Source organism: Streptomyces sp. NPDC048636, assembly GCF_040650655.1.
In the GTDB taxonomy this organism is placed as follows: Bacteria; Actinomycetota; Actinomycetes; order Streptomycetales; family Streptomycetaceae; genus Streptomyces.
Genome location: NZ_JBEZHR010000002.1, coordinates 98,660 through 120,778, shown reverse-complemented (window position 1 = coordinate 120,778; position 22,119 = coordinate 98,660). Strand labels below are relative to the sequence as shown.

The 22,119-nt window shown below is 71.8% G+C and carries 18 protein-coding genes; 12 read left to right on the top strand and 6 right to left on the bottom strand.

Annotated elements, in window-relative coordinates; all coding sequences use genetic code 11:
- Nucleotides 1–13 precede the first annotated feature (13 nt).
- A complete protein-coding gene (locus AB0C66_RS06410) occupies nt 14–220 on the top strand; it encodes a MerR family transcriptional regulator (protein ID WP_362433651.1) in 207 nt (68 codons plus the stop codon).
- A gap of 155 nt (nt 221–375) precedes the next feature.
- Here the strand turns inward: AB0C66_RS06410 and AB0C66_RS06405 are convergent, their stop codons facing one another.
- Complete coding sequence (locus tag AB0C66_RS06405; RefSeq protein WP_362433648.1) at nt 376–2,718, bottom strand: MMPL family transporter; 2,343 nt, start codon at nt 2,716–2,718, stop codon at nt 376–378.
- Between the two features lie 162 nt (nt 2,719–2,880).
- On the opposite strand from AB0C66_RS06405, the gene AB0C66_RS06400 reads away from it, so the two are divergent.
- The 3 genes from AB0C66_RS06400 to AB0C66_RS06390 all read left to right on the top strand — a co-directional run bounded on the left by AB0C66_RS06400 (nt 2,881) and on the right by AB0C66_RS06390 (nt 6,380).
- Complete coding sequence (locus tag AB0C66_RS06400) at nt 2,881–3,543, top strand: TetR/AcrR family transcriptional regulator (protein ID WP_362435509.1); 663 nt, start codon at nt 2,881–2,883, stop codon at nt 3,541–3,543.
- A 222-nt stretch (nt 3,544–3,765) separates the two neighbouring features.
- Nucleotides 3,766–4,005, top strand: a complete 240-nt coding sequence (locus tag AB0C66_RS06395) for a heavy-metal-associated domain-containing protein (RefSeq protein ID WP_362433646.1) — start codon at nt 3,766–3,768, stop codon at nt 4,003–4,005.
- A gap of 86 nt (nt 4,006–4,091) precedes the next feature.
- Nucleotides 4,092–6,380 carry a heavy metal translocating P-type ATPase gene (locus AB0C66_RS06390; RefSeq protein ID WP_362433643.1) on the top strand — a complete coding sequence of 763 codons (2,289 nt, stop codon included), beginning with the start codon at nt 4,092–4,094 and terminating at the stop codon, nt 6,378–6,380.
- A 496-nt stretch (nt 6,381–6,876) separates the two neighbouring features.
- On the opposite strand, the gene AB0C66_RS06385 is transcribed toward AB0C66_RS06390, so the two are convergent.
- Nucleotides 6,877–8,166 carry a citrate synthase gene (locus tag AB0C66_RS06385; protein ID WP_362433641.1) on the bottom strand — a complete coding sequence of 430 codons (1,290 nt, stop codon included), beginning with the start codon at nt 8,164–8,166 and terminating at the stop codon, nt 6,877–6,879.
- A 152-nt stretch (nt 8,167–8,318) separates the two neighbouring features.
- A complete protein-coding gene (locus AB0C66_RS06380) occupies nt 8,319–10,559 on the bottom strand; it encodes an ATP-dependent RecD-like DNA helicase (protein WP_362433639.1) in 2,241 nt (746 codons plus the stop codon).
- 255 nt (nt 10,560–10,814) lie between these two features.
- On the opposite strand from AB0C66_RS06380, the gene AB0C66_RS06375 reads away from it, so the two are divergent.
- The 8 genes from AB0C66_RS06375 to AB0C66_RS06340 all read left to right on the top strand — a co-directional run bounded on the left by AB0C66_RS06375 (nt 10,815) and on the right by AB0C66_RS06340 (nt 18,664).
- Nucleotides 10,815–11,831: a LacI family DNA-binding transcriptional regulator gene (locus AB0C66_RS06375; protein WP_362433636.1), complete on the top strand. Its 1,017-nt coding sequence runs from the start codon at nt 10,815–10,817 to the stop codon at nt 11,829–11,831.
- Nucleotides 11,828–13,405: a sugar ABC transporter ATP-binding protein gene (locus AB0C66_RS06370; protein WP_362433634.1), complete on the top strand. Its 1,578-nt coding sequence runs from the start codon at nt 11,828–11,830 to the stop codon at nt 13,403–13,405. The genes AB0C66_RS06375 and AB0C66_RS06370 overlap by 4 nt, the downstream gene beginning before the upstream one ends.
- A complete protein-coding gene (locus AB0C66_RS06365; protein ID WP_362433632.1) occupies nt 13,395–15,344 on the top strand; it encodes a substrate-binding domain-containing protein in 1,950 nt (649 codons plus the stop codon). Before AB0C66_RS06370 ends, AB0C66_RS06365 begins: the two co-directional genes overlap by 11 nt.
- Before the next feature lie 46 nt (nt 15,345–15,390).
- Nucleotides 15,391–16,314: a ribokinase gene (rbsK, locus tag AB0C66_RS06360; protein WP_362433630.1), complete on the top strand. Its 924-nt coding sequence runs from the start codon at nt 15,391–15,393 to the stop codon at nt 16,312–16,314.
- A complete protein-coding gene (rbsD, locus tag AB0C66_RS06355; RefSeq protein WP_362433627.1) occupies nt 16,311–16,715 on the top strand; it encodes a D-ribose pyranase in 405 nt (134 codons plus the stop codon). The genes rbsK and rbsD overlap by 4 nt, the downstream gene beginning before the upstream one ends.
- Nucleotides 16,716–17,120: 405 nt before the next feature.
- Nucleotides 17,121–17,543 carry a hypothetical protein gene (locus tag AB0C66_RS06350; protein ID WP_362433625.1) on the top strand — a complete coding sequence of 141 codons (423 nt, stop codon included), beginning with the start codon at nt 17,121–17,123 and terminating at the stop codon, nt 17,541–17,543.
- A 72-nt stretch (nt 17,544–17,615) separates the two neighbouring features.
- Complete coding sequence (locus tag AB0C66_RS06345; protein ID WP_362433623.1) at nt 17,616–18,284, top strand: sigma-70 family RNA polymerase sigma factor; 669 nt, start codon at nt 17,616–17,618, stop codon at nt 18,282–18,284.
- A complete protein-coding gene (locus AB0C66_RS06340) occupies nt 18,281–18,664 on the top strand; it encodes a hypothetical protein (protein ID WP_362433620.1) in 384 nt (127 codons plus the stop codon). Before AB0C66_RS06345 ends, AB0C66_RS06340 begins: the two co-directional genes overlap by 4 nt.
- On the opposite strand, the gene AB0C66_RS06335 is transcribed toward AB0C66_RS06340, so the two are convergent.
- From AB0C66_RS06335 to AB0C66_RS06325, 3 genes are read right to left on the bottom strand one after another with little or no spacing between them, the layout of a single operon-like run.
- Nucleotides 18,641–19,552, bottom strand: a complete 912-nt coding sequence (locus AB0C66_RS06335; protein WP_362433618.1) for a sugar phosphate isomerase/epimerase family protein — start codon at nt 19,550–19,552, stop codon at nt 18,641–18,643. The two genes, AB0C66_RS06340 and AB0C66_RS06335, sit on opposite strands and share 24 nt — an antisense overlap.
- On the bottom strand, nt 19,549–20,721 hold the full coding sequence (locus AB0C66_RS06330; RefSeq protein WP_362433615.1) for a dihydrodipicolinate synthase family protein: 1,173 nt from the start codon (nt 20,719–20,721) through the stop codon (nt 19,549–19,551). Before AB0C66_RS06330 ends, AB0C66_RS06335 begins: the two co-directional genes overlap by 4 nt.
- Nucleotides 20,718–21,878 (bottom strand): Gfo/Idh/MocA family oxidoreductase, encoded by a 1,161-nt coding sequence (locus AB0C66_RS06325; RefSeq protein ID WP_362433612.1) that lies wholly within the window; start codon nt 21,876–21,878, stop codon nt 20,718–20,720. Before AB0C66_RS06325 ends, AB0C66_RS06330 begins: the two co-directional genes overlap by 4 nt.
- Nucleotides 21,879–22,119: the final 241 nt, after the last annotated feature.

Here is a 22,119-nt window from a genome sequence, read left to right as displayed (position 1 = left end):
GAAGGGCTGGAGAATGACCGACCGGAGGCTGTGGTCGTACAAGGAGATCGCCGCTCATATCGGGGTCCAGACCGACACCGTACGGTCGTATCGCAAGCACGGACTGCTGCCGTCACCCGATCTGGTGGAGCGCGGCAAGCCGTACTGGTACGCGGACACCGTCCGCGCCTGGGTGGCCCGCAGACCGGGCAACCGGCGCGGCCGCAGCGGCGCCCCTTAGGGCGCGTGCGCACCGTCCCTGTCCGGACGACAGGCCCCAAGGGGGCACCGGCCGCTGACCACCCCCCTATACCCCGCGCGGTAGGTGCAGGTCACACACCTCGGCACATCATGTCCCCGGCGCCTTACGGGCGGGCGTGAGCCCCCCGGAAGGCGTCAGTGCCCCGCGCGGACCGGGTCCCGCAGCTCCTCCTCGCTGCGGGGCCCGGTGTCATCCCCGCCGTCGCCGTCGCCGTCCTTGCCGCCCTCGCCGACACCGTCGCCATCGCCGCCCCGGGACGGGGCGGACTCCCCCTCGCTCAGCCCGATCCTGGCGTGCAGCCGCCGCAGCGGTCCCGGCGCCCACCAGGTGGCCCGACCGGTCAGCCGCATCACCGCGGGCACCAGCAGGCTGCGCACCACCATGGCGTCCATCAGCACCGCCAGGGCGATGCCCAGGCCCAGCATCTTGGTGTTGGTGACCCGCGAGGTGCCGATGGCGACCATCACCACGGCGAGGATCACCGCGGCCGCCGTGATCAGCCCACCGGTGCGCCGCAGTCCGAACTCCACGGCCGCCGTATGGTCCCCGGTGCGGTCGTACTCCTCCTTGATCCGGGAGAGCAGGAAGACCCCGTAGTCCATGGAGAGGCCGAAGGCGACGCAGAACATCAGCACCGGCAGGGTGGTCTCGATCGAGCCGGTGGTGGTGAAGGACAGCGGCCCGGACAGATGGCCGTCCTGGAAGACCCACACCACCGCACCGAACATCGCGGTGAGACTGAGCGCGTTGAGCAGGACCGCCTGAATCGGTATCAGCACACTTCCGGTGAGCAGGAAGACCAGCAGCAGGGTGACGGCGGCGATGATCGCGGCGGCCCAGGGCAGCCGGTCGGCTATGGAGTCCTTGGTGTCCACCAGGACGGCCGCGGTGCCGGTCACCGAGGTGCGGAACGGGGGGTGCTGGGCGCGGATATCACGGACCAGGTCCTGGCCCGCGGCGTCCACCGCCTCGCCCTTGGCCAGCACGGTGAGGTACGCGCTCCCCTCGGCCGCGCGCGCCGCCTCGGCCGGTCCTGGCTCGGCCAGCCGACGGCCGCCCGCGAACTGGCCCGCGGGGCCGTCCACCCGCCGCACACCGGGGAGCGTGGAGAGCTCGGTGCTGTACTCGGCGAGGGCGCGGGCTCCGGGGCGGCCCTCGGCGATGATCTCGACGGCGCCACCGGGGCCGCCGGGGAAGCCGTCCCGGATGTGCTGCTGGACGACGTGCGACTCGGCGCCCGTCGGCAGCTGACGGTCGTCCGCGGTGCCGAACTCCACCCTCAGGAAGGGCAGCCCCAGCGCGACCAGACCGGCGACGGTGGCCAGCGCGAACAGCGGGGCCCGCCGCATCACCAGCCGGGCGACCCACCCCCAGCCCCTGCCGGGCTCCCCCGTGCGGGCGGCGCGGCCGCGGCGCAACAGCTTCATCAGATCGAGGGAGTTGACCCGGTCACCGAGGAGCACCAGCGCCGCGGGCAGCACCACCAGGGCGGCACCCGCGGCGATCAGCACCACGGCGATACCCGCGTAAGCGAAGGAGCGCAGGAAGTACTGCGGGAAGACCATCATGGCGGCGAGCGAGACGGCGACGGTCAGCGCCGAGAAGAGCACGGTGCGCCCCGCGGTGCGCAGCGTGGCGGCCACGGCGGGCAGGGTGTCGGCGCCGGTGGCCAGCTCCTCGCGGAAGCGGCGCACGATGAACAGGGCGTAGTCGATGGCCAGCCCGAGGCCGAGCGCGGTGGTCAGATTCTGCGCGAAGACCGAGACATCGGTGAACTCGGTGAGGCCGCGCAGCACCGCGTCGGTGCCGAGGATGGCGATGACGCCCACCCCGAGCGGCAGCAGGGCGGCCACCGCACTGCCGAAGACCATGACGAGCAGTACCAGGGTGATGGGCAGGGCGATCATCTCGGCCCGCAGCAGATCCTCCTGGATGGTGGTCTGGAGCTCATGGCGGACCGCGACCATGCCGCCGATCGACACCTCGACCGGGCCGTGGTGCCCGCGGAAGTGCGGGGCGAGCCGCTCCAGCGCCTTGTTGGCGGCGGACTCGTCACCCACGATGCGCGCGGCGATGACCGCCTCACCGCGGTCGCGGTGCCGGAGGGTGGGCGCACCGGTGTCCCAGTAGGAGGTGACGCCGGTGACGGACTCCTCCTTCGCCAGCTTCTTCGCCAGCGCGCGGCCCTCGGCGGCGACCGCCGGATCGTCCACGGTGGCCTTGCCGCTGTCGACCAGCAGGAACAGATTGGGCTGGGAAGTCGGGAACCGCTTCTCCAACGCCTTGGTGGCGTAGGCGGACTGGGACGCCGGGTCCTCCCAGCCCCCGCTGCCCATCCGGTCGGCGACCCCGCTGCCCGCCACCACGGCGAGCGCGGCGAAGACCAGGGCGAGCAGCAACGAGAGCCGGGGACGCGCCGTGACCAGACGGGTCCATCCCCCGATCCGATCCCCCGACGGCCGGTTGACAGTGGTCATGGCACGGTGTCCCCTTCACCTGTGCCCAGGCCACCGCACAGCGTTTGGGCAGGCAGCATGGGTCGTTGATTGCCATAGACTGGCAAACACGAGTCATCGCTCGCGTTTTACAAGAATGCGAGCGAGCACTCGCGTTTGTCAATCGAACACGAAGATCCGGAGATTGCCGTGACCGAGAGCAAGGGAGCCCGGCCCGAGGGAGCCATCAAGCCGCGCCGCAGGCAGGCGCGCGGTGAGCGCCGGGTCCAGCAGCTTCTCGACGCGGCCGCCAACGTCTTCCGGCAGAGCGGCTACACCGGCGCGAGCACCAACGCCATCGCGCGCGAGGCGGGCGTCTCCCCCGGCACGCTGTACCAGTTCTTCCCGAACAAGGAGGCCATCGCGGTCGAGCTGGGCGAGCGGCTGATCCATCAGATGCGACAGGCCCACGGTCTGGTCTTCACCGAGGAGAACGCCTCGCTGCCGCTGGGCGAGATGCTGGACGCGGTCCTCGATCCGATGATCGAGTTCAACTGCGCGAATCCCGCCTTCCTCGCGCTGATCAACTCCACGGACGCCCCCGGCCGTGTCATCGAGGAGCACCACGCGCTGCATGTCACCCTCCAGGCCCGGGTGGAGGAGCTGATCGCGGTCTACCGGCCCGATCTTCCCGATGACCGCCTCACGCAGACGGCCACCATGGCGTTCCACCTGTTCAAGGCCGGTCTCGATCTGATCCTGGCCCACGAGGGAGCGGAGCGGGAGGCGTACGTCACCGAGTCCAAGGCCGCCCTGTACGGCTATCTCGCGCCGACCCTCGGCACCGAGGGCGCCCCCGCCCCCTGACCCCGGCCGCGCCCCTGCCCGCCACCGCCCGTCGTCCGCCACCCGCGCACGTACGCGCGAAGGGGGAGCGCGCGCGGGCGTGGCGCACCCCTTGCGAACCGGCGCACCTCCGGCTTTCGGGAATACCCCCTAGGGGTATAGAGTTGAAAGAGTCAGGAGACCCTGGCGCATCCGGCGTCTCCCGCGTCCCAACCGTCACGCCCACCCCACAGGAGAAAGTCCATGAGCTCCGAGGCGAACACCGGCTCCGGCGTCACCACCGTCTACCAGGTGACCGGTATGACCTGCGGCCATTGCGAGGGAGCCGTCACCGAGGAGCTCGGCGCCCTCGACGGCGTCTCGTCCGTCAACGCCGCGGCCGCCACCGGAGAGGTCACCGTCGTCTCGGCCGCCCCGCTGGACGACGAGGCCGTCCGCGCCGCCGTCGACGAGGCGGGCTACGAGCTCGCCGGGCGGGCCTGAGCACCCCCGACTCCTCCCGCCGGACCGTACCGCCCTGCTCATACAGACGCCGTACGGCACCGGCCCTCCTCCCAGGAGACCCAGACATGACCAGCACGGCTTCCGAAGCCGGGCCCACGGCACAGGTCGAACTCGCCATCGGCGGTATGACCTGCGCCTCCTGCGCGGCGCGCATCGAGAAGAAGCTCAACCGCATCGACGGAGTGTCCGCCACGGTCAACTTCGCCACCGAGAAGGCCAAGGTGTCCTACGGCGCCGGGGTCGAGGTGGCGGATCTGATCACCACGGTCATCAGAACCGGCTACACCGCCGAGGAACCGCGCCCGGCCGAGCCCGCGCCCCCGGCCGGGCACACCGAGCCCCCCGGCGCCCCTGCGGACCGCCCCGGCCGCGCCGAGGACGGGCCGGACACCCTGCGCCACCGGATGCTCGTCTCCCTCGCCCTGTCCCTGCCCGTCGTCGTGCTGGCGATGGTGCCCTCGTTCCAGTTCGAGAACTGGCAGTGGCTCTCGCTCACCCTCGCCGCGCCCGTCGTCGTCTGGGGCGGCGCGCCCTTCCACCGGGCCGCCTGGACCAACGCCCGGCACGGCGCCGCCACCATGGACACCCTGGTCTCCATCGGCACCCTGGCGGCCCTCGGCTGGTCCCTGTGGGCGCTGTTCCTCGGTGACGCGGGCATGCCCGGTATGCGGCACGGTTTCGACCTCACCGTCTCCCGCGCGGCCGGTTCGTCGTCGATCTACCTCGAGGCCGCCGCCGGGGTGACCACCTTCATCCTCCTCGGCCGCTTCCTGGAGGCGAAGTCCAAGCGACGGGCCGGGGCCGCGCTGCACGCCCTGCTGGAGCTCGGCGCCAAGGACGTGGCGGTGCTGCGCGGTGGCCGGGAGCTCCGCGTCCCCGTCGCCGAACTGGCCGTCGGCGACCGCTTCGTCGTCCGCCCCGGCGAGAAGATCGCCACCGACGGCACCGTCGTCGAGGGCGGCTCCGCCGTGGACGCCTCGATGCTCACCGGCGAATCGGTCCCGGTGGACGTCGTGGTGGGGGACGCGGTCGCGGGCGCCACCGTCAACACGTCGGGCCGGATCGTCGTGGCGGCCACCCGGGTCGGCGCCGACACCCAGCTCGCCCGGATGGCCAGGCTCGTGGAGGACGCGCAGAACGGCAAGGCCGAGGTGCAGCGGCTCGCCGACCGGATCTCCGGGATCTTCGTACCGATCGTGCTGCTGATCGCCCTCGGCACGCTGCTCGGCTGGCTGGCCGCCACCGGCGACACGACCGCCGCGTTCACCGCCGCCGTGGCCGTTCTGATCATCGCCTGCCCCTGTGCCCTGGGCCTGGCCACCCCGACCGCGCTGATGGTCGGCACCGGCCGCGGCGCGCAGCTCGGCATCCTGATCAAGGGTCCCGAGGTGCTGGAGTCGACCCGCCGGGTGGACACCGTCGTCCTGGACAAGACCGGCACCGTCACCACCGGCCGGATGCGGCTGCGCGGGGCCGTCACCGCCCCCGGCACGGACGAGGACGAGTTGCTGCGCCTTGCCGGCGCCGTGGAGCACGCCAGCGAGCACCCGGTCGCCCGTGCCATCGCGGACGGCGCGGCCGAGCGCGTCGGCGCCCTCCCGGTGCCCGAGGGCTTCACCTCCGTCGCCGGACTCGGCGTCCGCGGTGTCGTCGACGGGCACAAGGTGCTGGTCGGCCGGGAGAAGCTGCTCGCCCAGTGGGCCGTCGGACTGCCCGAGGAGCTGCTGTCCGCCAAGGCCGCCGCCGAGGCGGAGGGCCATACGGCCGTCGCCGTGGCCTGGGACGGCGAGGCGCGCGGCATCCTGCTGGTCGCCGACGCGGTCAAGGAGACCAGCGCCGAGGCCGTCGCCCAGCTCCGCGCCCTCGGCCTCACCCCGGTCCTGCTGACCGGGGACAACCGGCCGGTCGCCGAGTCCGTGGCGCGCGAGGTCGGTGTCGAGGAGGTCATCGCCGACGTCCTGCCCGAGGACAAGGTGGCCGTGGTCAAGCGGCTCCAGGACGAGGGCCGTACGGTCGCCATGGTCGGCGACGGCGTCAACGACGCGGCCGCGCTGGCCACCGCCGACCTCGGGCTCGCCATGGGCACCGGTACGGACGCGGCCATCGAGGCCGGGGACCTGACCCTGGTCCGCGGCGACCTCCGGGTGGCGGCCGACGCGATCCGGCTGGCGCGCCGGACACTGACCACCATCAAGGGCAATCTCTTCTGGGCGTTCGGCTACAACATCGCCGCGCTGCCGCTCGCGGCGGCCGGGATGCTCAACCCGATGATCGCGGGAGCGGCCATGGCGTTCTCGTCGGTGTTCGTCGTCACCAACAGCCTGCGACTGCGGACCTTCACAGCATCCACATAGCTTCACCGACTCCCCATAAGCCGCACAACACCCATACACGAGAGCCTCGATCTTCAAATCGAGGCTCTTGCCCTTGTACGCCCGTTATGGCAAGAGACGCAGATCACAGGCAACCCAACGTAACCATTTCGGCGGGTCGCGAGTCTAATGGGACGGTGGGGATTCGTCTTGGGGGACGTATCCCGCTACGCGTGGCCGGGGCGAGGTACTCGGGGAGCTTTGAGCGGCCCTCCCGTAGGTACTCGTCCCGGCAGATCGCGCCGCAATGCCGCCTGTGCGGCCCGTGGACGCCCGGCCGGATCCCGTGGGGGGAATCCGAACCGGGACATGGGAAGCGCCCCGCTCCGACCCGTGGGGGGATCGGAAGCGGGGCGCTTTCTGGCTTTTTTGGGGCCCTCTCGCCGGTACGGCGGCCAGCCCGAGAGGCGTGGCACTCATGACGAAGGGCGCCCCCTTGGGGGCGCCCCATGCCAGAACTCCGGCGGTCAGGCCGCGGTCAGCGCTGCTCGACCGGGACGAAGTCGCGCTCGACCACGCCCGTGTAGATCTGGCGCGGGCGGCCGATACGGGAACCCGGCTCCTTGATCATCTCGTGCCACTGGGCGATCCAGCCCGGCAGCCGGCCGAGCGCGAACAGCACGGTGAACATCTCGGTCGGGAAGCCCATCGCCCGGTAGATCAGACCGGTGTAGAAGTCCACGTTCGGGTAGAGCTTGCGCTCGACGAAGTAGTCGTCGGCGAGGGCGTGCTCCTCGAGCTTGAGGGCGATCTCAAGAAGCTCGTCCGACTTGCCGAGGGCGGAGAGGACGTCATGCGCCGCGGACTTGATGATCTTCGCCCGGGGGTCGAAGTTCTTGTAGACGCGGTGCCCGAAGCCCATGAGCTTCACGCCGTCTTCCTTGTTCTTCACCTTGCGGATGAAGGTGTCGACGTCGCTGCCCGCGGCCTGGATGCCTTCGAGCATCTCCAGCACCGACTGGTTGGCGCCACCGTGCAGGGGGCCCCACAGGGCGCTGATGCCCGCCGAGATGGAGGCGAACATGTTGGCCTGCGAGGAGCCGACCAGGCGGACGGTGGAGGTCGAGCAGTTCTGCTCGTGGTCGGCGTGCAGGATCAGCAGCTTGTCGAGGGCGCTGACGACGACCGGGTCGAGGTCGTACTCCTGGGCCGGCACCGAGAAGGTCATCCGCAGGAAGTTCTCGACGTAGCCGAGGTCGTTACGCGGGTAGACGAAGGGGTGGCCGACCGACTTCTTGTAGGCGTACGCCGCGATGGTCGGCAGCTTGGCCAGCAGCCGGATCGTCGAGAGGTCGCGCTGCTTCTCGTCGAAGGGGTTGTGGCTGTCCTGGTAGAACGTCGACAGGGCGCTGACCACCGAGGAGAGCATGGCCATCGGGTGGGCGTCGCGCGGGAAGCCGTCGTAGAAGCGCTTGACGTCCTCGTGGAGCAGCGTGTGGGTGGTGATCTGCTCGCGGAACGCGGCCAGTTCGTCCACCGTGGGCAGCTCGCCGTTGATCAGCAGGAAGGCCGTCTCCAGGAACGAGCTGCGCTCCGCCAGCTGCTCGATGGGGTAGCCGCGATAGCGCAGGATGCCCTGCTCACCGTCGAGGTAGGTGATCGCGGATTTGTACGCGGCGGTGTTGCCGTAACCGGAGTCCAGGGTCACCAGACCGGTCTGGGCGCGCAGCTTGCCGATGTCGAAGCCCTTGTCGCCGACGGTGCTGTCGACCACCGGGTAGGTGTATTCGCCGTCCCCGTACCGCAGTACTACAGAGTTGTCGCTCACGTCATCCCTCACGGACGTCCTGGTTCTCTTCTTCGAGGTGCCCTGACTCCCCCCACCTTCCCCCATCCGGACGATGGTCGTGCACTCGGGGTCGGCCAAAGGGCCCTTTGGCGGCACTCAGTGCCGCTTTCACGCCCATCCTGCCCCGTTCGTCATCGTGGGGAAACCCTCATGGCGTCCTCGACTCGTACATCGCCGCCGAGCCGGTGGTCCAGTGCCGTACAGCGCCTTCCCGCCGAAACCGTGCGCACCGCCTGCCCCAGCGCGCGGCGCGAGCCCACCAGCACCACAAGGCGCTTGGCGCGGGTCACCGCGGTGTAGAGCAGGTTGCGCTGCAACATCATCCAGGCTCCGGTGGTCACCGGAATCACGACGGCCGGGTACTCACTGCCCTGGGAGCGGTGGATGGTCACCGCATAGGCGTGAGCCAGCTCGTCCAGCTCGTCGAAGTCGTACGGCACCTCCTCGTCCTCGTCCGTCAGCACGGTCAGCCGCTGCTCGTCGGTGTCGAGGGAGGTGACGACTCCAACCGTGCCGTTGAAGACCCCATTGGCCCCTTTCTCGTAATTGTTACGGATCTGGGTCACCTTGTCGCCGACACGGAAGATCCGGCCGCCGAAACGGCGCTCCGGGAGGTCCGGGCGGGCCGGGGTGATGGCCTGCTGAAGCAGTCCGTTCAGCGCGCCGGCGCCTGCCGGGCCACGGTGCATGGGGGCGAGAACCTGCACGTCACGGCGGGGGTCCAGACCGAATTTGGCGGGGATGCGACGGGCCGCGACATCGACCGTGAGCCGCCCGGCCTCCTCGGTGTCGTCCTCGACGAAGAGGAAGAAGTCGGACAGCCCCTGGGTGAGCGGTGGCACCCCCTCGTTGATCCGGTGGGCGTTGGTGACCACACCGGACTGCTGGGCCTGGCGGAAGATCCGGGTCAGCCGCACCGCGGGGACCGGCCCGCCGGGGGCCAGCAGATCGCGCAGCACCTCCCCGGCGCCGACGCTGGGCAGCTGGTCCACATCGCCGACGAAGAGCAGGTGGGCACCTGGCGGAACCGCCTTGACCAGCTTGTTGGCCAGCAGCAGATCGAGCATGGACGCCTCGTCGACCACCACCAGATCGGCGTCGAGCGGGCGGTCGCGGTCGTATGCGGCGTCGCCGCCGGGCTTGAGCTCCAGCAGCCGGTGGACGGTGGACGCCTCGGCGCCGGTCAGCTCGGCGAGCCGCTTGGCGGCCCGGCCGGTGGGGGCGGCCAGCACCACCTTGGCCTTCTTGGCGCGGGCCAGCTCCACCACGGAGCGGACGGTGAAGGACTTTCCGCAGCCCGGTCCGCCGGTGAGCACCGCGACCTTCTCGGTGAGCGCGAGCCGCACCGCGTCCCGCTGCTCGGGGGCCAGCTCGGCACCGGTACGCCCGGCCAGCCAGGTCAGCGCCTTCTCCCAGTCCACGCCCCGGAAGGCGGGCATCCGGTCCTCCTCGGTGCGCAGCAGCCGCAGCACCTGCCCGGCCAGCGAGAGCTCCGCGCGGTGGAAGGGGACCAGATAGACCGCCGCGACCGGATCGCCGCCGCCGGGGGCGGGGAGCCGCTCGCGCACCACACCTTCCTCGGCGGCCAGCTCCCCCAGGCAGTCGATCACCAGGCCGGTGTCGACCTGGAGCAACTTCACGGCTTCCGCGATCAGTTGCTCCTCGGGGAGGTAGCAGTGGCCGTTGTCCGTGGACTGGGACAGGGCGTACTGGAGACCGGCCTTGACCCGGTCGGGGCTGTCGTGCGGGATGCCGACCGACTGGGCGATCTTGTCGGCGGTGAGGAAGCCGATGCCCCAGACATCGGCCGCCAGCCGGTAGGGCTCGTTCTTCACGACGGAGATCGAGGCGTCCCCGTACTTCTTGTAGATCCGCACCGCGATGGAGGTGGAGACGCCGACGCCCTGGAGGAAGATCATGACCTCCTTGATGGCCTTCTGCTCCTCCCAGGCCGCGCCGATCATCTTGGTGCGCTTGGGGCCGAGCCCGGGGACCTCGATCAGCCGCTCCGGCCGCTCCTCGATGACCTGAAGGGTCTCGACGCCGAAGTGCTCGGTGATCCGATCGGCGATCCGCGGGCCGATCCCCTTGATCAGACCGGAGCCCAGATAGCGGCGGATGCCCTGGACGGTGGCGGGGAGGACGGTGGTGTAGTTCTCCACGGTGAACTGCTTGCCGTACTGCGGATGGGAGCCCCAGCGGCCCTCCATCCGCAGCGACTCGCCCGGCTGGGCGCCCAGCAGCGAGCCCACGACGGTCAGCAGATCGCCCGCGCCACGGCCGGTGTCGACCCGCGCGACCGTATAGCCGTTCTCCTCATTGGCGTAGGTGATCCGCTCCAGAACCCCTTCGACCACCGCGAGTTTGAGCATGGACCGACCGTACCGCCGGGGCCCGACACCCGGTCCGGAGCGGTGTGCGGCTGTGGACAACCCGCCCGGCGGCGATGGCCGGAACGTACCGGCGGCGACCCGGCGGTGAGCTAGCGGCGATCCGGCCCCGATGATCCGGCCGCGATCCGGCGGCGGAATATCACGATCCGGTTTCGGGGCGGACCGAGCCCTTGTCCACCTCCCGTGTAATCGATTCCAATCCTCCGTGTAATCGATTCCACGAGGAGGTGGACGATGCCGGCCATCAAGGACGTGGCGCAACGGGCCGGGGTGTCCGTCGCGACGGTATCGCGGGTGCTCAACCACCACCCGTCCGTCCGCGCCGGTACCCGGGAGCGCGTACTCACCGCGGTCGCCGACCTCGGCTACCGCCCCAACGCCGTCGCCCGCTCGCTGCGCACCGACCAGACCCGGGCCCTGGGACTGGTCATCAGCGATGTGCTGAATCCGTTCTTCACCGAGTTGGCCCGCTCCGTCGAGGACGCGGCCCGCGACCTCGGCTACAGCGTGGTGATCGGCAACGCCGATGAGCGGCCCGATCTCCAGGACCACCACGTACAGACCCTGATGGACCGCCGCATCGACGGGCTGCTGGTCTCCCCCACCGACGGCGGCTCGCCGATGATGCTGGACGCCGTCCGCACCGGTACGCCCATGGTCTTCGTCGACCGCTGGATCGAGGACCCGGGCCTGGCGGCGGTGCCGGTGGTGCGCACCGACGGCCGGGACGCCATCCGCGATCTGGTGGCCCATCTGCACGCCCTCGGCCACCGCGGGCTCGCCATCATCGCGGGCCCGGCGGCCACCACCACCGGGCGTGAGCGGGTGGCCGCCTTCCGGGCGGCGCTGCGGGAGTTCGGTCTGACACTGGACGACGGCCATATCGGCCAGGGCGACTTCCAGGCGGACAGCGGACGCCGGGTCACCGCCCGCTTCCTCGATCTGCCGCGGCCGCCCGACGCGATCTTCGCCGCGGACAACCTGATGGCGCTGGGCGCGATGGACGAGATCCGCGCCCGCGGGCTGCGGGTGCCCGACGACATCGCGCTCGCCGCGTTCGACGACATCCCCTGGTTCGTCCACACCGATCCGCCGATCACCGCCATCGCCCAGCCCACCGGGGAGCTCGGCCACGCCGCCGTACGGGCGCTGATCGACCTCGTCGAGGGCCGCCCCGCGGAGTCGGTGACCCTCTCCGCCCGCCTGGTCACCCGCCGCTCGTGCGGCGAGCCCGAAGGGAGCAAGCCATGAGCACGACGCCCCGTGTCGCCGAAGAGCCGTCGCGCCCGGAGTCCGAACTGCTGCGGATGGAGGGCGTCCGCAAGACCTTCCCCGGGGTGATCGCCCTGGACGGCGTCGACTTCGATCTGCGCCGCGGCGAAGTGCACGTACTGCTGGGCGAGAACGGCGCGGGCAAGAGCACGCTGATCAAGATGGTCTCCGGCGCCCACCGCCCCGACGGCGGCCGCGTCCTGGTCGACGGCGAGCCGGTGCGCATCGACGGCGCCCAGGACGCCGAGCGGCTCGGTATCGCCACCATCTACCAGGAGTTCAACCTCGTCCCCGACCTCAGCGTCGCCGAGAACATCTTCCTGGGCCGCCAGCCGCGCCGCTTCGGCATGATCGACCGCCATACGATGCACGAGCGGGCAGCCGAACTCCTCGCCCGCGTCGGGGTGGAGGTCTCCCCCAGGACCCGGGTACGGGATCTGGGCATCGCCCGGCTCCAGATGGTCGAGATCGCCAAGGCGCTCAGTCTGGACGCCCGCGTACTGATCATGGACGAGCCGACCGCGGTGCTCACCACGGAGGAGGTCGACAAGCTCTTCCGGATCGTGCGCACCCTGCGCGAGGACGGGGTGGGCGTCGTCTTCATCACCCACCATCTGGAGGAGATCGCCGCCCTGGGCGACCGGGTCACCGTCCTGCGCGACGGCCGCAGCGTCACCCAGGTCCCGGCCGCCACCGACCAGGACGAGCTGGTGCGGCTGATGGTCGGCCGCACCATCGAGCAGCAGTACCCGCGCGAGCGGGCCGACGCCGGTGAACCGCTGCTGAAGGTCGAGGGGCTCACCCGCGACGGCAGCTTCCACGACATCGGCTTCGAGGTGCGCGCCGGTGAAGTGGTGGGCCTGGCCGGTCTGGTGGGCGCGGGCCGCACCGAGGTGGTGCGGGCGCTGTTCGGCGCCGACCCCTACGACTCCGGCACCGTCGAGGTCGCGGGCAGTCCGCTGCGCCGCCATGACGTGGTGGCCGCGATGGCCGCCGGTGTCGGTCTGGTACCGGAGGACCGCAAGGGCCAGGGCCTGGTCCTGGACGCCTCCGTACAGGAGAACCTCGGCCTGGTGACGCTCCGTTCCGCGACCCGCGCGGGCCTCGTCGACCGGGCCGGACAGCGGCGCGCCGCCGAGCGCGTCGCGGAGCGGCTGGCCGTCCGGATGGCCGGTCTCGACCAGCGGGTGCGCACCCTGTCCGGCGGCAACCAGCAGAAGGTCGTCATCGGCAAGTGGCTGCTCGCCGACAGCAAGGTGCTGATCCTCGACGAGCCGACCCGCGGCATCGACGTGGGCGCCAAGGTCGAGATCTACCAGCTCATCAATGAACTCACCGCATCCGGCCACGCGGTCCTGATGATCTCCAGCGACCTGCCCGAGGTGCTGGGGATGAGCGACCGCGTCCTGGTCATGGCCCAGGGCCGGATCGCCGGTGAGCTGACCGCGCGGGAAGCGACCCAGGACGCCGTGATGGCCCTGGCAGTGAAGGACGTCAAGGGCGTCGACGAAGGCGTCGACGTCACGGATAAGGAGGGCACCCGTGGCCACTGACACGTATCCGACCACGAAGGACCCCGGGGGCCCGGCGGTGCTGCGCCGCGTGCTGCTCGACAACGGCGCGCTGAGCGCCCTGGTACTGCTGGTGGCGGCCATGTCGCTGCTCTCCGGCGACTTTCTGACCACCGACAACCTCCTCAACGTCGGTGTCCAGGCCGCGGTCACCGCGATCCTCGCCTTCGGCGTCACCTTCGTCATCGTCTCCGCGGGGATCGACCTGTCCGTCGGCTCGGTGGCCGCGCTCTCGGCCACCGTGCTGGCCTGGTCGGCCAGTTCCCAGGGGCTGCCGGTGTGGCTGGCGGCGCTGCTCGCCGTCGCCACCGGCCTCGCCTGCGGTCTGGTCAGCGGGGCGCTGGTCTCGTACGGCAAACTGCCGCCGTTCATCGCCACGCTGGCGATGCTCTCGATCGGCCGCGGGCTGGCGCTGGTCATCTCCCAGGGCAGCCCGATCGCCGTCCCCGACGCGGTCTCCGGACTCGGGGACACCCTCGGCGGCTGGCTGCCGGTCCCGGTGATCGTGATGATCGCGATGGGTCTGATCACCGCGGGTGTGCTCGGCCGTACCTACGCGGGCCGGGCGATGTACGCGATCGGCGGCAACGAGGAGGCGGCCCGGCTCTCCGGGATCCGCGTGGCACGCCAGAAGCTGGTCATCTACGCGCTCTCCGGCGGTTTCGCGGCCGTGGCGGGCATCGTGCTGGCCTCCCGGCTGTCCTCGGCGCAGCCGCAGGCGGCGGTCGGCTACGAACTGGACGCCATCGCCGCGGTGGTGATCGGCGGCGCGAGCCTGTCCGGCGGGGTCGGCAAGGCGTCCGGCACCCTGATCGGCGCGCTGATCCTCGCGGTGCTGCGCAACGGGCTCAATCTGCTGGAGGTGTCCGCCTTCTGGCAGCAGGTCGTCATCGGTGTGGTCATCGCGCTCGCGGTGCTGCTCGACACCCTGCGCCGCCGCGCGGGCTCCCGTCCGGCCGCGCCCGGCGATCCGGCCGGAGGGCCGAAGGGGCCCGGCAGGAAGGCGGCCGCGACGGCGGGGCGGTTCGCCGTGGCCGCGGTGGCCGTCGGCGCCGTGGTGCTCGCCTCCTCGCTCCTGCACTCGGGCGGCTCCGGGGGCAAGGGCACCAAGGTGGGTCTGTCGGTCTCCACGCTCAACAACCCCTTCTTCGTACAGCTGAAGGCGGGCGCCCAGCAGGAGGCCAAGGCCGCCGGGGTGAGCCTGACCGTCACCGACGCCCAGAACGACGCCTCCCAGCAGGCCAATCAGATCCAGAACTTCACCAGCCAGAACATGAAGTCGATCATCATCAACCCGGTGGACTCCGATGCCGCGGGTCCGTCCGTCAAGGCCGCCAACAAGGCCGGTATCCCGGTGCTCGCCGCCGACCGCGGCGTCAACAAGGCGAGCATCGAGACCCTGGTGGCGTCGGACAACATCGCGGGCGGCAAGCTGGCCGCGAAGACGCTGGCCGAACGGCTCGGCGGCAAGGGCAAGATCCTGGTGCTCCAGGGCGTCGCCGGTACCTCGGCCTCGCGGGAGCGCGGCCAGGGCTTCGCGGAGGGCCTGAAGGCGTACCCGGGCATCGAGGTCGTCGGCAAGCAGCCCGCCGACTTCGACCGGGCCAAGGCGCTGGACGTGACCACCAACCTGCTCCAGGCCCACTCGGGTGTCGACGGGGTCTTCGCCGAGAACGACGAGATGGCGCTCGGCGCGGTCAAGGCGCTGGGCCCCAAGGCGGGCAAGTCCGTCAAGGTCGTCGGCTTCGACGGCACCCCGGACGGTCTCAAGGCGGTGCGGGACGGCACTCTCGCCGCGACCGTCGCCCAGCAGCCCCGCGAGCTGGGGAAGATGGCCGTACGGAACGCGATCCGGGCCGCCAAGGGCCAGGACGTGGACAAGACGGTGAAGGTGCCGGTGAAGGTCGTCGCGGCCAAGTGACGCCGCGGCGCGCCCCACGGCACCCGTCACGCGAAGGGACGTAACGATGCACGACTACGACCTGTTGGTCGTGGGATCCGCCAACGCCGATCTGGTGATCGGAGTCGAGCGCCGCCCAGGACCTGGCGAGACGGTCCTCGGTTCCGACCTGGCCGTCCACCCGGGCGGCAAGGGCGCCAACCAGGCCGTCGCCGCCGCCCGGCTGGGGGCCCGTACGGCCCTGCTGGCCCGGGTCGGCGACGACGGCCACGGCCGGCTGCTGCTGGACTCGCTGCGGACGGCCGGGGCGGACACCTCCGGTGTGCTCACCGGCGGGGCGCCCACCGGTGTCGCGCTGATCACGGTGGACCCGTCCGGCGACAACAGCATCGTGGTCTCCCCCGGCGCCAACGCCCGCCTCACCCCGGAGGACGTACGGGCCGCCGCGCCCCTGCTGGCCTCGGCCCGCGTGGTCTCGCTCCAGCTGGAGATCCCGCTGGAGACCGTGGCCGAGGTGGTCCGCGCGGCGGCGGGTGCGGACGGGCGGCCGGGGCCGCGGGTGGTGCTCAACCCCTCGCCCGCCGCGCCGCTGCCCGGAGAGGTGCTGGCCGTCTGCGATCCGCTGGTCGTCAACGAGCACGAGGCGCGCTTTCTGCTCGGCGACGATCCGGCGGGCGGTTCCGCGGAGCCCGAGGAGTGGGCGGCGGCCCTGCTGGCGCGCGGCCCGCGCTCGGTCGTGGTGACCCTGGGCGCGCAGGGCGCGCTCGTCGCCGACGGCGGGCCCGCGGTCCGGGTGCCCAGCCTCCCGGTCGAGGCCGTGGACACCACGGGCGCCGGGGACGCCTTCACCGGGGCGCTCGGCTGGCGGCTGGGCGTCGGCGACGACCTGGAGACGGCGGTGCGGTATGCGGTGCGCGTGGGCGCCGCCGCGGTGACCCGGGCCGGTGCCCAGCAGTCCTTCCCCACCGCCGAGGACGTGACGCGGCTGTGAAACGGGCAGGAGTCATCAACCGCCATCTGAGCACCGGGCTGGCCCTGTTGGGCCACACCGACACCGTGATGGTGTGCGACGCGGGTCTGCCGGTCCCCGCCGGGCCCGGCGGACCGGTCGTCGTCGACCTCGCCTTCGTCCTGGGGGTGCCGACCTTCGAGCAGGTGCTGACCGGGCTGCTGGACGAGCTGGTGGTCGAGGGGGCCACGGCCGCGTCCGAAGTGCGGGACCGCAACAAGGAGGCGACCGCGCTGCTGGAGGGGTTGTTCCCCGACGCGTCGCTGACGCTGGTGCCGCACGAGGAGCTCAAGTCGCTGACCGGCCGGGCGCGGCTGGTGGTGCGCACCGGTGAGGCGCGGCCGTACGCCAATGTGCTGCTGCGGTGCGGGGTTCCGTTCTGACGGGCGGCGTCCCGGTCACCACCGGCTGAGAACACTTCGGCGAACACTTCGATGAGCACTTCGAGGGGCCCGGTCCATGGACCGGGCCCCTCGTTTCCCCCTCCTCCGGGCTTCCTCTCGATCCCCCCGGATCCCTCCCCAGGAAGCCCGACGCCCCGTACGACCCGCCGGGGCCGGGAAGGGTTGCACGATTTCCGCGAGTTATCGATCTGTTACGCAATGTCAGGTACCCGAAGCCGATTCCGGCCGCCGGGAGGGCGGTTCGGGTAATTCTCCGAGGTGCGACAACCCGGGGGCGGGCCGCACGTCTGGTGGGTTGAAGGCGGGATTCCTCGGCATGACCTTCGGCCTTGGATCCCCGCCTCACCCACCAGAGTCCTCACCTCACTTCGGGAGTCGTTCCCTATGCAGCACAACCGTTCCGGCAAGTCGCGTCGCCTGCGTACCTGGGTCGTGGGGTCCACGGCCGGATTCGCCCTGATACTGGGCGGTGGGCTCGCCGCCCAGGCCGCCACCGGCGGGGGCGACGAACACCCCCGTCCGAAGGGGACGGAAGCGCCGGCGAAGCCGAAGCCCTCCGCCTCTCCGACCAAGCCCGGACACACCGGCACCTCGGCCGAGCCGAAGCCCGCCGTGTCTCCCACCAAGCCCGGACACACCGGCGCCTCGGCCAAGCCCGTGCCTTCCGCGTCCCCCACCAAGCCCGGACACACCGGCGCCTCGGTGGCCAAGCCCGTACCCTCCGCCTCCCCGACCAAGCCCGGACACACCGGCGCCACGGCCAAGCCCGTACCCTCCAAGTCCCCCACCAAGTCCAGCAGCCGATAACCGGCTCCCAGCCAGTAGCCGGGCAGGGCCGGATACGGCATTCGGCCCTGCCCCATGAGGTGGACGAAGAAGATGGAGCTCACGTACATCCTGCCGGGGGTCCGCCGGCCGGGCTGGTGGGACCGGCTGCTGCGCCGGGCGCGTACCGCTCCCGCCCGGCACGCGGGGGCACCGGCCGCGGACGCGGAGCGGACCGCCGAACGGCGCGGGCTACGGCTGCTGGGGCCCGTCCGGCGGGGCGGTGACGCGGAACCGCGGCCCACGCTGGACGACCTGTACCGGGCCCGGCGGCTCGACATGATCCGGCTGGCGGTCTCCCTGGTGGACGACCGGCATACCGCCGAGGACGTCGTCCAGGAAGCCTTCGCCGCCGTCTGCCGTCGACACGGCTCGCGCCTGGACAGCCTCCAGGACGCACATGCCTATCTGCATACGGCGGTGGTCAACGGCGCCCGCTCGGTGCTGCGCCGCCGGCGTACGGCGCGGGCGTACACCCCGCCACACCACACCGAGGGGGCGCCGGTCGACGAGCGGCTGCTGCTCGCCGAGGAGCACCGGGAAGTCCTGGACGCCCTGGCGAGACTCACCCGGCGGCAGCGCGAGGTCCTCGTCCTGCGCTACTGGTCCGATCTGACCGAGGCACAGATAGCGGAGACCCTGAACGTGTCCCGAGGCACCGTGAAGTCCACCGCGAGCCGTGCGCTGGACACCCTGGAGAAACTGCTGGAGGCGGATCGATGAGGGCTCCATCCCCCGGTGCTGCGGACCGGCACCGCGCCGTCGAGACCCGCCTGCGCGCCGCGCTCGAGGCCCGCGCGCGGCTCATCACCCCGCATACGCTGACCCCCGCCCGGCCGCCTACCGGACCGGCCTGGGGGACCCGGAGGATCCGGCGCGCCGCCTCCGTCGTCCTCGTGGCCGCGGCGGCCGTGGTGGCCGTCTGCCTTCTGCTGCTCCCCACCGGCCCCGGCCAGGAGCCGGACCGCCCGGCGCCGCCCGCCCGCGACCCCCGTACCTCGGACGCCCCGACGCCCCGGCCCAGCGAGACACCACTGCCCGATCCGTCCGGTTCGCGACCGGACAGTGCGGTCCCCACGTCAGCGGGCGCGCAGTCGCCGTAGGCCGGGCGCCGCGGACGACGCGGACGGGTCCGGCGGCTCGGGCAGCACCAAGGACGCGTAGCGGTCGGCGACTTCCGCCAGTACCTCCGCGCCGTCCCGCTCCCATAGCGCCGGGCTGAAGATCTCGACCTCGATCGGCCCGTCGTACCCGGCCGCGTCGACCCGCTCGCGGAACCACCGCAGATCGATCGAGCCGTCCCCGAGCTGTCCGCGCCCCAGCAGCACCCCCGCCGGGAGCGGAGTGATCCAGTCCGCGAGTTGGAAGGCGGCGATCCGGCCGCCCGCGCCCGCCCGGGCGATCTGGGCGGCCACGGTGTCGTCCCACCACAGGTGGTAGGTGTCCACCACCACGCCCACCCGCTCGGCCGGGAACCGCTCGGCCAGGTCCAGCGCCTGGGCGAGGGTCGAGACCACACAGCGGTCGGCGGCGTACATGGGGTGCAGCGGTTCGACGGCCAGCCGCACCCCGCGCTCGGCGGCGTACGGGCTGAGCTCCCCCAGCGCGTCCGCGACCCGCTCGCGGGCGCCGGACAGATCGCGGCTGCCGGGCGGCAGACCGCCGGAGACCAGGACGAGGGTGCCGGTGCCGAGGGTGGCGGCCTCGTCGAGCGCGGCGCGGTTGTCGTCGAGCGCGGAGGCCCGCTCCGCGGGGTCGTCGGCGGTGAAGAAACCGCCCCGGCAGAGCGAGGTGACGGTCAGCCCGGCGGTGCGCATCAGCCGGGCGGCGGCCTCGACGCCGTACGCCTGGACGGGCCCCCGCCACAGGCCGACACCGCGCACACCGGCCGCCGCACAGCCCTCGGCCAGCTCCGGCAGCGACCACTGGCGCACGGTCTCCTGGTTGAGGCTGAGTCGGCCGAGCCGGTCGGGACCGCGCACCGCGCTCACTGCGCGACCCCCTGGACGATCAGCAGCTGCCGCATCCGCGCGGCGGCCGCCTCCGGGTCCGGGAACAGGCCCAGCCCGTCGGCCAGTTCGTACGCCCGGGCCAGATGCGGCAGCGAACGGGCCGACTGGAGGCCGCCCACCATCGTGAAGTGCGACTGGTGCCCGGCCAGCCACGCCAGCAGCACCACCCCGGTCTTGTAGAAGCGCGTCGGCTCCTGGAAGAGGTGGCGGGCCAGCTCCACCGTCGGGTCCAGCAGCGCGCGGAAGCCCGGCGCGTCGCCCGCGTCCAGCGCCCGGACCGCCTCGGCGGCCAGCGGCCCGAGCGGGTCGAGGACACCCAGCAGGGCGTGGCTGGCGCCGTGGTCGTCGCCCTCGATCAGCTCGGGGTAGTGGAAGTCGTCACCCGTGTAGCAGCGCACCCCGTCCGGCAGAAGACGGCGCAGCCCGATCTCGCGACCGGCGTCGAGCAGCGAGACCTTGATGCCGTCGACCTTGTCCGGATGGGCGGCGATCAGCTCCAGTACGGTGCGGGTGGCGGCGTCCGGGTCGGCACTTCCCCAGTAGCCCTCCAGCGCCGGGTCGAACATCGGGCCCAGCCAGTGGAGCACGACGGGCGCGGCCACCTGCTCCAGCAGACGGCCGTAGAGCTCCAGGTAGTCCTCCGGGCCCTTGGCCACGGCGGCCAGCGCCCGCGAGGCCATCAGCACCGTCCGGGCGCCGGACTCCTCGCATACGGCGAGCTGTTCCTCGTAGGCGGCGCGCACCTCGTCCAGACCGTACGGACGGCCGATCCCGGTGACGGCGAGCTGATCGGTGCCCGCACCGCAGACGAGCCGTCCGCCCACCGCCCGGGCCTCGGCGGCCGTACGGCGGATCAACTCTGCCGCGCCCGCCCAGTCCAGCCCCATACCGCGCTGGGCGGTGTCCATCGCCTCGGCCACGCCCAGTCCGTGGGACCACAGATGGCGGCGGAAGGCGAGGGTCGCGTCCCAGTCCACGGCGGCCGGGCCGCCGGGGTGGGTGTCGGCGTAGGGATCGGCGACCACATGGGCGGCCGCGAACACCACGCGGGAGGTGAGCGGGGCGCCGCCCGGGGCGAGGCGGGCGGGTTCGGCACACGGCCGGTGGGGGCGGGTCGCACCGCCCGGTGCGGGGAGGCGGAGGATCACAGGCTCAGCTCCGGTACGTCCAGCCGACGGCCCTCGGCCGACGACTTCAGCCCCAGCTCGGCCAGTTGGACCCCGCGGGCGCCCGCCAGCAGGTCCCAGCGCCAGGGTTCGTCGAGCACCACATGGCGCAGGAACAGCTCCCACTGTGTCTTGAAGCCGTTGTCGAACTCCCCGTTGTCCGGGACCTCCTGCCACTGGCCGCGGAAGGACTCGGTGGCCGGGAGGTCGGGGTTCCAGACCGGTTTGGGGGTGGCCGAGCGGTGCTGGACCCGACAGCCGCGCAGCCCCGCGACGGCCGAGCCCTCGGTGCCGTCCACCTGGAACTCCACCAGTTCGTCGCGGTGGACGCGGACCGCCCAGGAGGAGTTGATCTGCGCGATGGCACCGCCTTCGAGCCGGAAGACGCCGTACGCGGCGTCCTCGGCGGTGGCGTCGTACGGCTTGCCCCGCTCGTCCCAGCGGGTCGGGATATGGGTGGTGGCCTGGGCCTGGACGCTGCGCACGGGGCCGAACAGCTCATGCAGCACGTACTCCCAGTGCGGGAACATGTCGACGACGATGCCACCGCCGTCCTCCGCGCGGTAGTTCCAGGACGGCCGCTGGGCGTCCTGCCAGTCGCCCTCGAAGACCCAGTAGCCGAACTCGCCGCGCACCGACAGGATCCGGCCGAAGAAACCGCCGTCGACCAGGCGCTTCAGCTTCAGCAGCCCCGGGAGGAAGATCTTGTCCTGGACGACCCCGTGTCTGACGCCCGCCGCGCGCGCCATCCGGGCCAGCTCCAGCGCCGCGTCCAGACCGGTGGCCGTCGGCTTCTCGGTGTAGATGTGCTTACCCGCCGCGATGGCCTTCTTGAGGGCGTCCTCGCGGGCCGCGGTGACCTGTGCGTCGAAGTAGACGTCCACGCTCTCGTCGGCCAGGACGGCGTCCACGTCGGTGGACACGTCGTCGACCGGATCGAGTCCGTGGCGCGCGGCGATCGCCTTCAGCGCGTGCTCCCGGCGGCCGACGAGCAGCGGCCGCGGCCAGAGCGTCCGGCCGTCGCCCAGATCGAGACCGCCCTGTTCGCGCAGGGCGAGGAGGGACCGGACGAGATGCTGGCGATAGCCCATCCGGCCGGTCACACCGTTCATGGCGATCCGCACGGTCTTGCGTGTCACGTGGCTTCTTCTCCTCACGGACGGCACGGTAAGCGCTTTCTGGATCTTTCACGCTAGCCGTCCGTCACCACCCTGTACAGATGGGACACCCCGGTCGCCACGGGGCAGTTCAGGCCATCCGGGAAGTGACCGCGGACGAGCACGCCGCATCGCAACGGATGGGCCAACGCACCCGATCCCGGACCACGGTGACGGTGGCAGTGAGACCATGTACGCCGCCCCCACCGGCGCTCGCGGCGTA

Excerpts from the sequence above, each read along its gene's own strand:
- AB0C66_RS06370 (WP_362433634.1), top strand. The coding sequence starts at position 11,828 with ATGAGCACGACGCCCCGTGTCGCCGAAGAGCCGTCGCGCCCGGAGTCC.
- AB0C66_RS06390 (WP_362433643.1), top strand. The coding sequence starts at position 4,092 with ATGACCAGCACGGCTTCCGAAGCCGGGCCCACGGCACAGGTCGAACTC.
- AB0C66_RS06340 (WP_362433620.1), top strand. The coding sequence starts at position 18,281 with ATGAGGGCTCCATCCCCCGGTGCTGCGGACCGGCACCGCGCCGTCGAG.
- AB0C66_RS06350 (WP_362433625.1), top strand. The coding sequence starts at position 17,121 with ATGCAGCACAACCGTTCCGGCAAGTCGCGTCGCCTGCGTACCTGGGTC.
- AB0C66_RS06395 (WP_362433646.1), top strand. The coding sequence starts at position 3,766 with ATGAGCTCCGAGGCGAACACCGGCTCCGGCGTCACCACCGTCTACCAG.
- AB0C66_RS06375 (WP_362433636.1), top strand. The coding sequence starts at position 10,815 with ATGCCGGCCATCAAGGACGTGGCGCAACGGGCCGGGGTGTCCGTCGCG.
- AB0C66_RS06380 (WP_362433639.1), bottom strand. The coding sequence starts at position 10,559 with ATGCTCAAACTCGCGGTGGTCGAAGGGGTTCTGGAGCGGATCACCTAC.
- AB0C66_RS06345 (WP_362433623.1), top strand. The coding sequence starts at position 17,616 with ATGGAGCTCACGTACATCCTGCCGGGGGTCCGCCGGCCGGGCTGGTGG.
- AB0C66_RS06410 (WP_362433651.1), top strand. The coding sequence starts at position 14 with ATGACCGACCGGAGGCTGTGGTCGTACAAGGAGATCGCCGCTCATATC.
- AB0C66_RS06405 (WP_362433648.1), bottom strand. The coding sequence starts at position 2,718 with ATGACCACTGTCAACCGGCCGTCGGGGGATCGGATCGGGGGATGGACC.
- rbsK (WP_362433630.1), top strand. The coding sequence starts at position 15,391 with ATGCACGACTACGACCTGTTGGTCGTGGGATCCGCCAACGCCGATCTG.